At 37.3% G+C, this 14,705-nt stretch carries 10 protein-coding genes; 4 read left to right on the top strand and 6 right to left on the bottom strand.

Going from position 1 to position 14,705, the window contains the following annotated elements; translation table 11 throughout:
- Positions 1-39 precede the first annotated feature (39 nt).
- From CKF58_RS02425 to CKF58_RS02440, 6 genes are all read right to left on the bottom strand, one after another.
- Positions 40-2,643 (bottom strand): glycosyltransferase family 8 protein, encoded by a 2,604-nt coding sequence (locus CKF58_RS02425; RefSeq protein WP_119530507.1) that lies wholly within the window; start codon positions 2,641-2,643, stop codon positions 40-42.
- A 630-nt stretch (positions 2,644-3,273) separates the two neighbouring features.
- The gene (locus CKF58_RS08545; protein WP_245959227.1) at positions 3,274-3,522 is read right to left on the bottom strand and encodes a hypothetical protein; all 249 of its coding nucleotides are present in this window, start codon (positions 3,520-3,522) and stop codon (positions 3,274-3,276) included.
- Positions 3,523-3,582: 60 nt separating this feature from the next.
- Positions 3,583-3,975: an LLM class flavin-dependent oxidoreductase gene (locus CKF58_RS08550; RefSeq protein WP_245959228.1), complete on the bottom strand. Its 393-nt coding sequence runs from the start codon at positions 3,973-3,975 to the stop codon at positions 3,583-3,585.
- A gap of 728 nt (positions 3,976-4,703) precedes the next feature.
- A complete protein-coding gene (locus tag CKF58_RS08555) occupies positions 4,704-5,321 on the bottom strand; it encodes a hypothetical protein (protein ID WP_245959229.1) in 618 nt (205 codons plus the stop codon).
- Positions 5,322-5,375: 54 nt separating this feature from the next.
- Complete coding sequence (locus CKF58_RS08560) at positions 5,376-5,537, bottom strand: hypothetical protein (protein WP_245959230.1); 162 nt, start codon at positions 5,535-5,537, stop codon at positions 5,376-5,378.
- A 385-nt stretch (positions 5,538-5,922) separates the two neighbouring features.
- Positions 5,923-8,154: a hypothetical protein gene (locus tag CKF58_RS02440; RefSeq protein WP_119530510.1), complete on the bottom strand. Its 2,232-nt coding sequence runs from the start codon at positions 8,152-8,154 to the stop codon at positions 5,923-5,925.
- A 259-nt stretch (positions 8,155-8,413) separates the two neighbouring features.
- Here CKF58_RS02440 and CKF58_RS02445 point away from each other — a divergent pair, with 259 nt between their 5' ends.
- The 4 genes from CKF58_RS02445 to CKF58_RS02460 all read left to right on the top strand — a co-directional run bounded on the left by CKF58_RS02445 (position 8,414) and on the right by CKF58_RS02460 (position 13,950).
- Positions 8,414-9,283, top strand: a complete 870-nt coding sequence (locus CKF58_RS02445) for a hypothetical protein (RefSeq protein WP_119530513.1) — start codon at positions 8,414-8,416, stop codon at positions 9,281-9,283.
- Positions 9,284-10,139: 856 nt separating this feature from the next.
- Positions 10,140-11,141: a phenylalanine--tRNA ligase subunit alpha gene (gene pheS / locus CKF58_RS02450; RefSeq protein WP_119530516.1), complete on the top strand. Its 1,002-nt coding sequence runs from the start codon at positions 10,140-10,142 to the stop codon at positions 11,139-11,141.
- Between the two features lie 48 nt (positions 11,142-11,189).
- Positions 11,190-13,601 carry a phenylalanine--tRNA ligase subunit beta gene (gene pheT, locus CKF58_RS02455; protein ID WP_119530519.1) on the top strand — a complete coding sequence of 804 codons (2,412 nt, stop codon included), beginning with the start codon at positions 11,190-11,192 and terminating at the stop codon, positions 13,599-13,601.
- Between the two features lies 1 nt (position 13,602).
- Complete coding sequence (locus CKF58_RS02460) at positions 13,603-13,950, top strand: integration host factor subunit alpha (protein ID WP_119530521.1); 348 nt, start codon at positions 13,603-13,605, stop codon at positions 13,948-13,950.
- Positions 13,951-14,705: the final 755 nt, after the last annotated feature.

The following is a 14,705-nucleotide window of genomic DNA, read 5'->3' on the forward strand; positions in this document are numbered from 1 at the left end:
AAGAATCTTTGTTTTCGGGGTTTAATTTATGTTTAAGAGCTAATGATACACCGCAACAGTACGTTGGGTAAACGGCACATATGCCTTATCGTTTTTACTTGGTATCGTTAAATCTTTACCTGTGATGATATCTTTCATGCGCAGGCTTAATCTCCAGAAGAAAAGATGCCATTCTGCTGTTGCAATAAACGGATTATTCCACGGTTTTTGTGGTCCAGTGTAATGCATGATATACAGCGGGCAACGTTCTGGATAGGTAGTGTAGTTAGGTTTAAACAGACGTAATTGGGCATCTTCAACCGGTCCGCGTAAGTTATTTAGACCTTGGTGTAGACGGAAGTAGCCACCATGCTGTTTAGCGAACAGATTCAACATATCTTGATCTGGAAAAGCAAAGCTCATGTGCTGACGCATTTGCTCGAGTAAGTGGAATTGCGGCAACTCAAGTTCACGCCAGCGACGTAAATTCCAAATAATCACTCCAGAATTAAAATACTCAATATCGTAAATGGTTTGCGGATTAGCATTAGTAAAGCGTAAGAAGTACGAGCGCTTGTCATCAATATCATGATCTACAGGCCAATCATCTTGTAAGCGAGCATATAGATCAATGTCTGGTGTCGCACCAAAGATCTTATCTCCCAGATTAGCAACTGCAGTATCACCCAGATCATGCTGAATTAATAGATCTACGTCGAGATAAGTAACTTGTTCAACCTCTGGATAGTATTGCGCAAAGATATCCGGAATAAATAAACGTGAGTAGATATCGATCGTAAAGTACTGTTTCGTAGTTAGATCTGGATACTTACTTAAGTACTCTTGCATATTGAACGGACGTATTTCACAATTACTCCAAGCGGCACGCTGTTGTAATTGCTCTAAGTCTGCTTGTTCTATGTCGCGATAGAAAAGATGGACGATGTATTTATTATGCGGTTTACGATAAAAATACAGACTCTCAAGACAAGTGTTTAGAGCCGTTAAGTAATCTTGGTTTGAGCAAAACACTAAGTGCGTGGTGATTTGCGGTTCAACGGGATTTTCTTCGAGTAAACGTTTGTTGTGCACAAGCATATCTGCAACAAACTGCACATCTTGCGTTTGTGGTACTTTGGCTAAGAAGTACTCGCGTTTAACTTGATAGATAATGCCAGGACGATAGACTTCGCCTAATTGCGGATCAGTCACCCGTTTGGCATCTTTTCCAGCATAGTGTAAGGCTAAAACTGGTGCATATTCATCGCGATTACGGCGATATACATTTACTCCCTTAGCTCCTCTTTCAAAGTAATAACCTTGATGCCAGCGTACCATATTTAAGTCTGGATGGAAAATATTAGCTCCCAGAGCGATCATGAGTAGCGAGAGATATTCGGCTACCGGATCTACTGCTGCGCCATACAGATAGTTACGTAAACCTTGTTGTAACAAGATAGTCAGATCAGAGAAATAAGGTTTTAAAATCGAGAGCCGAAAACCAGTGATGCCCGGTAAAACATAATGCGGAGACTTAAAGAAGGTAAAGTGCTCTTGTGCTTGAGCATTAAGAGCAGCTAATTCTGCAGCACTACGTGTATCTTCGGCTGTATGTATAGGAGCGGATGAACTATTGCATGGTACAAGGCTTGGATCGGTAGTAACACTAATAGCTCGCTCTAAAGAGGTTTCAAAGATTTTGGTGATGTCATAGAGAAAGAGAACATCCGCATCTGCAAGCAAAATAAAGTCAGCATGCGGAGAAATACTATGAATCACCTCAGGAACTAGTAAGCGTATGAGTTTAATAGGCTCATAGGCCTCAAAATTCTGACGTTGTAGTTTTAAAATTGCATGTTGTAACAACTCATAATCATGTTGATGACGATAAACGATCTTCGCAGGATCATAAGTTTGATAGAGTTGGGCAAAATTAGTCTCTAACCAAGCTAGAACAGCTGGATCAGCAATGGTTTGTCCTGTGCTTTGATATGTAGAGGAAGCAGAAATAGCTTTAGTAAAGGTCTGTTGTTTTGCTTGCGTGCTGGCTTTACTTTTGCTTTTGCTCTTAGTTTTTCTTTTACCTTTGCTTGAGTTAGTAGTTGTAGCATTACTTTGCTCTGCTTGCTTTTCATGCATTAGAGATTGTAAATTCTGATTATGTTGCACCCATAAAGGGTTGCTTTGTTCGAGTTGCTGAGCTAAATGCTTTTGGAAATAAGCGATACGCTCTGCATGACTGGTAATATGACTAGTTACACAGTCTAACGAACCTTGGATATTAACAATGTTATAACTAACTGCAGCATCTTGCTTCATATATTTGCTTAATGGAGTAAAATCTGCAAGCGTTAAAGAATCATCAATTAAAAAGTACAGATGAATGGGTGTGTCTAAATTATCAATACGATTATCAATAATTGAAATCACACTTTGTTCGAGTAAATCTAAGTAACTATGACTACACACAAATCCCACATGACAAATATTTGGGTTTGTATTAGCAGTCGAATCCTCGCTACCTTGGATTTGCTCAATAATTTGTTGCTCGATCGGGCAAATGTAGCTTTCAATATGTTGATAAGCTGATAACTCTGGACTAAATGGCTCGCTCGTAGTTATTAGCTCATACTCATTGAAAGGAATATGTGGTGAGTTGAACATGCATCACACTCGATAAAATCAAGTAAATTTAATCTGCCTTAGTTTTAAGCTTTGGTTTGAGAAAATAAGTGGTAAAAGTATCAAGCTTATTCCCGATTAAGAGTAAGATAACTTGCTTAAAACGTAAGTTGCTCGTTACAGTTGCATACAGAATTTTGCTATTTACTGCGTTACATTTTGTATTTGCTACGTTACATTGTGATGTTAACTTTTCTATTGTCGGTAAACAATGTAGGTAAACAATGTCGAGCGTAGATTAGGATTTAAGTTGAGTTAGTAGTTAAATTAAAGACGTGAATTAAAAAGTATATAAGTCAAAGCTAGAGATCAAAGTCACTCTTAAATTTAAGAGTTTAAATTGAAGAGTTTAAATTGAAGAGTTTAACTTTATCCAACTTTGAAGTTTTAGGAGGTGTGTAGAGTTGTATTTCCACACAACCTCTTCTAAAAAAGCTTAAGCAATCAAGAGCTTAAGCAATTAAGAACTTAAGTTTATTAAGCTTGATGCTTTGGAAAATGACTTACGACATTTTTTAAAAAGTCTTGTAAGACGGTTTTGCTATCACGATCATCAGATAGTAAGAGGTTTACACATACATGTGTTACCCCTAAAGCTTCTTGCTCTTTCCATTACTTAACTAAAGCTTTAGAACCTGCACGAATACGTCTTGGACGTGGCATTTCTAATGGTGCGTCTGGATCAGCTAAGAGATGTACAAAAGTTCCATAACTAAAAGGCACTGGGGAAGCAAGATCAGCTTGCTGTAGTTCACTGATCTTAGTACTTAGGTTTTCTTGTGTAATGCCATGAGTTAGCCATGCATCAGCATGCTGTCCAATCCATGTAGTATCTTGACGTGCTTGCCCAATTATCAGCATAGGGATTATGCCTAGTGGTTTAGGATAAGTTTCTAGATTACCTTTAAACGTACCGTAGTTTTACGTAGAGAAATCGGGATAAGATTGATACATTAAACGCGTAATAATATCCCATGTTTCTCGGAAACACTCGCCACGATTGAGAAAACTCTGATTAAAGGCTGGATACTCACGTGGACGATCCCCAGTAGCTAATCTGAGAAGGAAACGACCTTTACTTAGTTGATCCATACTTACAGCTTGTTTTGCGGTAAGAATTGGTTCGCGTAAGGTCGTAACTATCCCAGCTGTACCTAAGCTGATGTTTTTAGTTACTGCAGCTAAGTAGCCGAGAGTGACAAAAGGATCATAAGCTTGCCCTACATCACCAAACTCCGGATCATAAAGAGGCACATCTCTTACCCAGAGATCCGCTAGTTCTGAATTGTCAGCCATTTGAGCTAACTCAAACATATCACCAAGATCTGAGTATGGTTATTGATAGTCTTTAAAAGGAGCAATTAAACCTAAAGTAAGTTTACCTGCGAAACACTTGGCGATAGCCGCGGTGTTGCGCAAGAGTATTTTTGTAGGTACGAAGATTGTTAAACATATAAACGTCCTTAAAAGTAGATTGATAATAGTTACTTAAAAGTGCGTTTATTATAATCTGGAACTAATACCTAATTAATAGCTATTAATACAGCAGTATTCTATTTACACCAGTCGATAGGAATGTTAGAACAAAAACCGTACTGACTTATATGCTCTTGCACACAGTCTAACATACTGACGAGAAAAACTCGTAAAATACTTATATTTGTATTTACAGAAGATGGGAAATTTATGTTTACGATTACCTTGATAAATGTTGGTAAAGCTACAAACTGTCAAGTTTGTCAACCAAAGTTAACTTTGTTAGTTATATAGAAATTGTTGCATAGAATGCTGTGGGATTGCGAAACTTCTATATTGGAAAATAGCAATGAGATATAGAAGTTAGATCTGTAAGAAGGGGACTGCTCAAGAGGAGTAATAATAGGAGCAAGTATATCTTGCTCCTCTTGTAGATTTTGGGGTACAGCTCATCTTAAGTAAAGGATAAACTTAAGGAAATAATTTGAAAACACTATATAAGAAACAAACACTGACTATTACTAATAGTATCCAATACATAGTTCTTTGTTTGGCAAGTAATTTTTCTATTCTATCCTTATTTTTTTTTGCCAATTTGCTTTTAGCTCTAGAGGTACTTTTCCTTCTTGATCAAATTGATTTACATCGTGGTTTATATTGTCTAATATTTGTTTTTGGTAATTTAAATTTAACCAGCACAATAGGCAGTATAAACAAATAGCAGTATATGTTAACCAATTATCTCCCGATTTTAGAGTTCCAAGGATAGCTATTAGAATAGGTAATCCTAAAAATTTAGGTAACAGTTTACTAATGATTTCGTTTACTCTAGACTCAAATTTTTCACTATTGTATGGAGAGTATGTAAGCTCTTTGATGGATTTTTCATTGCTGAAATTTTCTGTATGTGGAGCGTATTGCTTATGTATAGATTGATTTATTTGCGTAATTTCACGTAGTAAGTCAAGAATAGTCGCTTTTTGTTTAAAAGTGTCAGTAAGGACAAAAGCTAAAACAGATTGTTTAGAACTAATATAAGAATCGGTTTTTTCCTTATTTGGATAATCAGAATGTGTAGTGGTTTCTACCTCATCTAACCAACCTGTAAAATCGATGATTACTTGTATCTGCTTTTGATTTAACTCTTGCAATAAATTGCAAAAATCTGGAATTTGTTTAGACACATCAAGAGACAGTTCAAAAGTTTTCTTACCAAAGAATATAAGCTTTTTACCTACCTAGTCATAGTAAGCAGCCTTATCGGTAAGTTGAAGTAACAATTTCTTTATGCTTTCATAATTTAGCAAATATTGAGGTTTCTCTTTATCATCAGAGGAGATCTTTTCAGATTTTATAAAGTAAGGAGTGCTACCTATTACTGTATTGCCAAGATAAGCCATATCTCCTTCTATAAATGCTGCAAAATCATCAAATAATCTACCAATATTAAGAGCTGGGGTGTGTATATTTAATTGGATCGGTTGGTTAATCTTTAATTCACCAGCATAAGTACTAATCCCAGAATCGTTGAAATTATCATCTGTAAGAAGTTTGAGTAACTAAAGATCTTCTGTAGAATTAGGACAAAAATTTGCAAGATCTGAGTTTTCAACAAACTCCGCTTGACGGTAGATTTGCACCAACTGAGAAAAAGTAATCGTCATTGACTAAACCTCCTAACTTTTTTCTAGGTAGATTATCTGAAAGATAAAATATAGATTTTTCTGGTTGTCAGAAAATCATTATTTAATCACAGCAACAGCAGGCTGAATTCTTACCACTACACTAAAACCGATCACTAAAGAAAAATACCCAAATAAAGTAGAACCATAAAGGCACAAAAACAAAGTAAAAGAGAATAAAGAAGATGCGTGATTTTGCTGTTACTTGGCGAAGATTTGCAAAGTAATGCACGCGATGACGGATACAGTTTTGTATATCATAACCATGACAGAAAATAATCAACCCTTGAGGAGTATTACTCGTAATCTGTCCAGTAACATCATCAAGCATTTTTGGTAGCTGTTGAGTGATTTTACTGTAAGTGTTTTCTGCACTACACTCGTTTTCCCAAATTTGCAATGTAACTTCTTGCCATTGTGCACCTTTAAAGGTAGCGGCAAATTGTTCTTGCTCTTGTGCAAATGCTTGCTTAAGAGCTTGCTGCATGGCCGAGCTATTGTACTGATACTTAGTTAACTCTTGATTGAGTTGGGTGAGTGCTTGTTTAATGGTCTCTTGATTTTGTTGTACAAAATGCTGTAAGTACTTAACTACGGCTTGCTGTTGCTTACCTGCATGTAATTGGATTGTTTGCGGTTTAATTTCTTTTAATGGTGTATGCGCAAGTTCATAAGTAAGATTATGAAACGTAAGATGAAGTAGATTCCAGCCGTTCTCTTCACGGTAAGTTTTGTAACCTTGGCATTTTCTTATATCTTTAGTAAAACTGATGGTTTGTTGTGGAGCTTGCTGAATATAGGCAAGCTTATTACTTAAATGCTGCTGATTACGTTTATAACTCTCGAGTAAAGATTGACGATATAGATAGGTAGTTAAACCCCATTGCCCAATAAAAGTTTGACTCAATACTTGCCAGAGAATTTCAAAGAGAGGTAAGAACTTTTGCGTAAAACTAAAAGTTTGGGTTACAAAGTCATCGGCAGCTAACTCACGATAGATAGCACCAATTAAACAGTCAACTAATAACCAATCAAGATCTTGCCCTTGATATTCATGTAATAACCATGCGTAATCTTGTGGCTGAAAGTTTGGAATAATCACTACGTAATTTTGCTCGGCTTGAGGTAGTTCTTGCGAGTTAAACTCAGTGCTTATTTCATAACTCCGTTTACTTAATTGGGTTTTAAGTAAACTGATTTGTTGATCGTTTGTTTTTTGGTTTGAGTTTGGCTGTTGGTGTGAATGTGAACTTTGTTGCGCACTTTGTAGCTCAGTACCTTGTTGCGCTGCTTTTAGTTGCGCAAGTTCTTGTTGGGCTTGATTCTCGGCTACTTTTTGCGCAAAGGCTGCAAAGTTTTCTTCCTCTTGGACTACTTGTTCAGTAGAGCGCAGAATTTGACGTGCAGGTTGGATAATCCGTGGATTAGCACGTAGGATTAAGTATTTAAAGTTGCTTGCAAACTCTTGGGTTGCTGATGTTTGTGTTGTTTGTGTAGTACTTTGAGCAGTAGATTGCGCAGTAGATTGTGCAGTAGCCTGATTATCTTGAGAAGTAGTTTGCGATCTAAATTTAGCTAGAGCCTCATCTCTTAGTTCTACTTGGCTGTGAGAATTTACTTGATCTTGGAAGCTAGTCTCTTGGTCCTTAGTCTCTTGGAGTTTAGTTTGTTGTGCTCTAGTTTGTACTTGAGTGCTCGTAGTTTGTGAACTAAATTGTGCTTGCTGTAAAATTTCTTCAGGATAGAAAGCTGCGAGTTCTGGCACTATTTCATTACGTAAGATCTTAATTAAGGCAGCATTAGCTTTGCTTAAATCGTAATCGTAGTGCATTAATAGGGCTGCTAGTTGTGCCAAACTAAAAGCATTAAGACTAATACTTTCACCTTGTAAATAAGTGCAAAGTTTAGTTTCATAACGCATGGTTACGTATGATTGCACATAGCTAAGTAAAACTTCACTATAGTTGGCTGCAAGAGTTTCAGGATTAGGCAGGCTTAACCGGTTTAAGTCAGCCTCTTGTAATTCTGCATAGAGACTACTTAACCAAATTGCATAATGGTAGTTAACTTTTTGAGGATTCTGATTGAAGTATTTACTGTTGCGTTTTTCGTTTACCTTGCCTTTTAGGTACATGCCGGTTATTTCTGGATGTAACTTACAAGCACCATGTTTAGGTGAGATGATTAACTCACGCATGGCATGAGCTTCAGGTAAGAAACTAAAAGCATATAAACTCCCTTGTAAGTTTAAGAACAAAGACTCTAATCTTTGTTGCCAATAGTAAGTAGCACTCGAGGGAGTAATAGGTGGTAAATAAGTGTAAGGTGACTCCATATCTATCCTCAAAAAGACAAGAAAATGAGTAATTGAACAGTAAAAATGAGTAATTGAACAGTAAAAATTAATGGTTGGATAAAATTGCTATCTTCTTGTATTATACGCAGAAAAATGCAGTTTTTAGCTTAATTTTTCTAAGTCCAAGCTAAAGTTTAGCTATACTATAAACAGTTAAAAATTAGCTAGAAAAATCTAAAAATAACAAGAAAAAAGTAACTAACTCAGTTACCCATTCCAACGCATTACAGGAGCCTTTATGTACTTAGCAGCCTTAAACGTATTCTGGAAAGAGATTTGGCAAAAAGCTTTTAAGCATCGCCGTAAAGCTTTAGAGCGAGAATATATCGATCCGCAACAGTATCTTGAACCAGCAGAATTGCTGCAAGATCTACTTGTGCTAGGCATGTCCTCTTTACATTTAGGAGTATCTATTCTTCCTGAAAATCGTCAAGCTTATGTGTCAACTGAAGGTGCGATTAAAGGCTCACTAAAGAAAGCTCCAAACGCAGCAGTTCAACACGAAGTTAAGCAAGAAGCTAAGCAAGAAAATTCTTCACAAGAAGTAAGCACTACCACAAGCGCTTATTCTACAGCAAGTCAGAGTAAGAACTCACAAGGAGTAGATCTCTTTATTTGGGGTAGGAATGAACGTAATCAGGTTTATGACCTACTCAGCGATCAAACTTATCTTTTAGCGCTCGCAGCGCATCTAAAACAAGATCAAGAACTTGCAAGCAAAAGCTGGTGGCAATTACTAACCCAAGAGCAACAAAAACGCAGCCCAGTACAGCCTGAACAAGTAGTAACTCTAGTGCCACACGAGTTAAATCCGGATTTTGCAGCAAGAATTAGTCAGATCAAGCCTGAAGATTACGCCAAAGAAATAGCTAATGCTTATGCCTTTGTGGCAAGTAGAATTTGGCAGATTTATAATTATTGCCATGAAATTCGTCATAACAATTGGAATCAACTGTACCTTGAAGTAGATAAGTTTGCAGACTTTGAAGTTGACTTTGCGGAATATAGTGCAGAACAACTAGTACAAGGTGAACGTCTTTGGGAAGACGATTACAAAGAGCACTGTACTCTTTCGAGCAAGATAAAACAAGACTTAAGCCATGATTAAGTCATGATATAAGCTATAGTTATTAAGCTACTTATGGTGTTAAGCAATAGGTGCTAAGGTGTAGATTTAGTGTAGTTTGAGTATCACTTAATAAAGTTGAGTATCGCTTGTGGTGTACAGCTCTGCTTGAAGGTTGTCTGAATAAAGTTTGAGTAGAGGTTTATTTTTGAGTACAGCTCATACCCATTATTAACCACTCTTAGAAGCTCAATTTGCTTTAGTTATCAACACTAATTGCGATTCATTTGCATTGACATCAATGGTGGTTTTTGGACTTAAAATAGCACAAAACCTTACTTTTGATTTATCTGGCGAAATAATTTTTCCCAACAACTAACAAAATTTGCCGACAGCTTAAATTCTGTGGGCTTAAATCGCTAATAATTAGAATTTTTTTTAGATTTCAAGTATAATAGAGAACTGATTGAGAAAATCCAGCGGTAAACTGGGTTTTTTGCTCTAATAATCAAAAAGTTATTTTAAGATTAGCAAAATATAAACTCCAGACTAATGCTTGTAAAAAAGTTATTTTCTGAAGTTTTTCTTATTTTTAAGTGCTTAAAGATAAAAGAGCAGGTAAATTTATACTGTAGGTTTACTGGTTTACTGTTGGTTTACTATCGTAATGGTAATTTACTTCGACTTTTATCGCTTGGAGCTTCAACTTTGCTTTAGCAGAATCGTTATCTAAGTAGATTTTTCCAGCTTAAGCGGTTTATGAGCCTCTTAGGCTAGAAAGCCACTGGCCTGTATAGATCAAAGTCTACGCCACAGCACTTAAATTAAATAAGTCATAGCCTTTAAGGTAGTCATTTTAGGTAGCTACCCACAGCTAGCAATTTTTAAGAGTTTATCAATGATAGATTTATCACAACTTTCATCAATTACTGCCGCGGCAAGAGACGAAATTAATGCTGCGACTACCATTGCTCAACTTGAAGAAGTTAGGGTAAATAATTTCGGGAAAAAAGGTGCGTTTTCGCTATTAATGCAACAATTACGTGACGTACCAGCTGAATCTCGTGCTGAAGTAGGGGCGCAAATTAATGCTGCTAAACAAGAAGTACAAGATTTATTAAACGCACGTAAAGAAGATCTTTCTTTAGCAGAAATGAATGCTAAATTAGAAGCTGAACGTATTGACGTAACCTTACCTGGTAGTAGCGTAGGCGTAGGTGGTTTACATCCAGTAAGTAAAACTATTAACCGTATTGTTTCGTTTTTCTCTGAAATTGGCTTTACGGTAGTAGGTGGTCCAGAAATTGAATCAGCGTTTTATAACTTTGACGCTTTAAATATTCCTGCTCATCACCCTGCACGTGCAGACCATGATACATTCTGGTTTGACGCGCAACGTTTATTACGTACGCAAACTTCAGGGGTGCAAATCCGTTCAATGGAGAAGATGGCAGCACCTTTACGCATTATTGCTCCTGGTCGTGTGTATCGTAATGACTATGACCAAACACATACACCAATGTTCCACCAAATCGAATTATTATTCGTGGATCATGCAGATAAAGTAAGCTTTAAAAACCTTAAAGGGGTAATTAAAGACTTATTAACTAATGTGTTTGAAGAAGAATTACAAATTCGTTTCCGTCCGTCATATTTCCCGTTTACTGAACCATCAGCTGAAGTTGATGTGATGGGGAAAAACGGTAAATGGTTAGAAGTACTAGGTTGCGGTATGGTTCACCCTAAAGTATTAGAATCTGTAGGCATTGATCCAACTAAATACCGTGGCTTTGCTGTAGGGATGGGGGTTGAGCGCTTAACTATGTTACGTTATGGCGTAACTGACTTACGTGCCTTCTTCGAAAACGACTTACGTTTCTTAAAACAATTTAATAACTAAACTTAAGTCTGTCTATAAACTTCTTACCAACGAATTTTTGGAAACAACATGATTGTTAGTGAATTAGCTTTACGTAACTGGGTTGAGTTACCAGAACGTGATACTGTAATTACCGACTTAACAATGTTAGGTCTAGAAGTAGATGGCGTTACTCCAGTTGCTGGTACTTTTACGAAAGTAGTAGTCGGAGAAGTAGTTGAGTGTGCCCAACACCCTAATGCCGATAAACTTCGTGTAACTAAAGTTAATGTAGGTGGCGACGAATTATTAGATATTGTTTGTGGTGCACCGAATTGTCGTCAAGGTCTAAAAGTATGTGTGGCAACTGTTGGTGCTGTGCTACCAGGTGACTTTGAAATTAAAGCCGCAAAACTAAGAGGAGAACCTTCGAATGGTATGTTATGTTCATACCGTGAGTTAGGTATTGACATTGAATCGGAAGGGATTATTGAATTACCTGCAGATGCGCCTCTGGGCATGAACGTAGTTGACTATTTAAAAACTGATGATGTAGTTGTAGAAATCGGCTTAACTGCTAACCGTGCTGACTGTCTGTCACAATTAGGTGTAGCGCGTGACTTAGCTGCTAAATATCATCGTGCAACGCGTTTTGCGAGCTTTAAAGAAGAATTATTTGCCCAAGCTCGGGATCGTGTAACTATTGACGAAGTATTCCCTGTAAGTTTAGAGAATGCTCAAGCATGTCCTGCATATGCTAGTCGTGTAATTAATAATGTAAATGTAAGTGCTAAAACTCCAGAATGGATGGTGCAATTCTTAGCACGCGTAGGTGTAAGATCGATTGATCCAATCGTAGACATTACAAACTACGTATTACATGACTTAGGTCATCCAATGCACGCTTTTGATAAAGCACGCTTAAACCAACAAATTATCGTTCGCTCTGCACAACAAGGCGAAAAAATGGTAATGCTTTCGGGTGAAACAGCCGAATTACAAGATAATACTCTAGTAATTGCTGATGCAAAAGGTCCGATTGCTATTGCTGGTATTTTTGGTGGTGAGGACTCTGGTGTTAATGCTCAAACTAAAGACATTGTCTTAGAAGCAGCACACTTTGCTCCTTTATCGATTGTAAATCGTGCACGTCAATATGGTTTACACACCGACGCTTCACACCGTTATGAACGTGGTGTTGATTCACAAATGCTCTTGGTAGCAATGGAACGCGCTACGCAATTAGTATTAGAAATTTGTGGTGGACAGGCAGGTCCAGTTAACTTAGTAGGACAAATCCCTGCTAATACTAAACAAATTACTTTAACGCATGCACTACTTGAACAAATCGCAGGTATTACATATAGCAGCGAGAAAGTAGTACAAGTGTTAACGGATTTAGGTTGTACAGTTGTAGCAAACGCAGATCAAACTTACAACGTAACTACTCCAAGCTGGCGTTTTGATTTAGAGATTCCAGAAGATCTGGTCGAAGAAATCATTCGTGTAGATGGCTATGAAAATATCCCAACTGCTTCGCCAGTAGCTGAATTAAGCATGCGTCAATTCAACGAAGTTGATCTTGCTTTAAATCGCGTAAAAGATGTATTAATCAACCGCGATTTCCAAGAAGTAGTTACTTACTCGTTTGTTGAACCAAAACTGCAAGCTTTATTCCATCCAAACGAGCCAACGCTTGACTTACCAAACCCTATTTCGGTAGAAATGAGTCAAATGCGTTTAAGCTTATTTACCAATTTATATAGTACTTTAGCTTATAACTTAAAACGTCAACAAAAACGCGTACGCATTTTTGAGACAGGGTTAACTTTTGTACCAGACGCTAATGCTGAAATGGGCGTGCGTCAAGAGCTAGTTCTAGCAGGTCTAGTAGCTGGTACAACTTTACCAGAAAACTGGGAGCACACTGCTAAACCTGTAGACTTCTTCCACTTAAAAGGTGTGGTCGAAGATGTACTAGCAATTACGGCAGCGCAAGCTAACCAAAGCATTCGCTTTGTCGCTACGCAAGCTCCAGGTTTCCACCCAGGTCAAACTGCTGCTATCTTAATTGATGGTGAGCAAGTGGGGATCATTGGTAAAGTACACCCAAGTTTAGCTAAACCATTTGGGGTAACAGGTGACACCTTTATGTTCACTTTAGCGCATAAAGCAATTAACCGTACTCATGTACCTCAAGTACAAGCGATTTCTAAGTTCCCAAGCAATAAACGTGATATTGCCTTAATTCTTGATGAGTCAGTAGCCGTTGGTGACTTACTTGCATATGCAAAACAAGCAGGCGGTGAGTTATTAACTGATGTACAGTTATTCGATTTATTCACAGGCGCAAGCTTAGGAACTGGCAAAAAATCTGTAGCCTTAACATTAACCATTACAGCCACAGATCGTACTCTAGAAGATGCAGAAATTAATGCTGAAGTTAACTTAGTAGTTAACGCATTAAGTGCTAAATTCGGAGCGATCTTACGTGAGGTATAACATGGCACCGCGCAAATCAGTGACTGAACAAGTAGATCAAGATCGAGTTGAAGAAAAATTACCTTGTGTAACGCGTAAAGATTTAGCTTATAAACTGCAAAATCAATACGGTTATGATTTAGCGATTAGTAAAAAATTCGTGCAAATTTTCTTCGACACGATTCGCGAAAAACTATTAAATTCAGAAACCGTTAAATTATCTTCATTCGGTACGTTCTCGGTAGTACAAAAATCAGCTCGTCCAGGTCGTAACCTGCGTACAGGCGAAGAAGTAATGATTACGGCTCGTAAAGTTGTACGTTTCCGCCCATCGCGTAAATTACGTACAAACTCTTCATACGACGATTAAACTACAGCAAGCTAAAGGAAGATTTTTATCTTAAGTAGTCTAAGTTTACGAGCTTAAGATTATCCTTTAGAAACTCGTTTAAGCTAAGAGTAGGTTTAACCCCTGATTGGGATCTTACGGGCTATGAGCCCGTAAGATCATCCTAGTAAACAATTTAGATATAAAATCTAAGAATCAACCATATAACTAAACAATCAGGTTACCCTAGCTCTTAATACCTTTTTGGTCAACGCACAATTACAAGTGTTAAGCTTATTTTTAACCTAAAGTTGATGGTAATATCCTATATTTAATGCCCAAGTTGGTTTTCTCTGCTTTTTACTCTTTTTTGTTATGGTTGCTGAACCCAACCGTTGCAAAGCAGAATACAATCACCCTAGCCGAGTACTAAAGTGGCGCGCTAGCTTGGCAAGCTAAGTAACAAGTAACACCTAGGATAGAACTCTCAATTTTACTCTTGCAACTCTCTATCCAAAACAAACTAAAACAAACTAAACAAACTTTGCAAGAAAAAATAAGTTTAAAGAGGCGTAATTAAAAAAGGAACTTACGCGTTGCACCTTAAAAGTTTAAAACTAGTGTTTTATTCCTAGCAATTAACGATATGCTAACCAGATGTATTTAACCCCAGGAGCTAATGGCTTCTGGGGTTAATTTATGGGTAAAATTTAGAAAGCGACGAATAGGCAAAATACATCCTAATTTCCCGAAATTTTTTAGTCTACTCCCTCCCTACTTCATTTGGAGGGAGTAAT

Source organism: Psittacicella hinzii, assembly GCF_003585935.1.
GTDB classification, from domain to species: Bacteria; Pseudomonadota; Gammaproteobacteria; order Enterobacterales; family Psittacicellaceae; genus Psittacicella; species Psittacicella hinzii.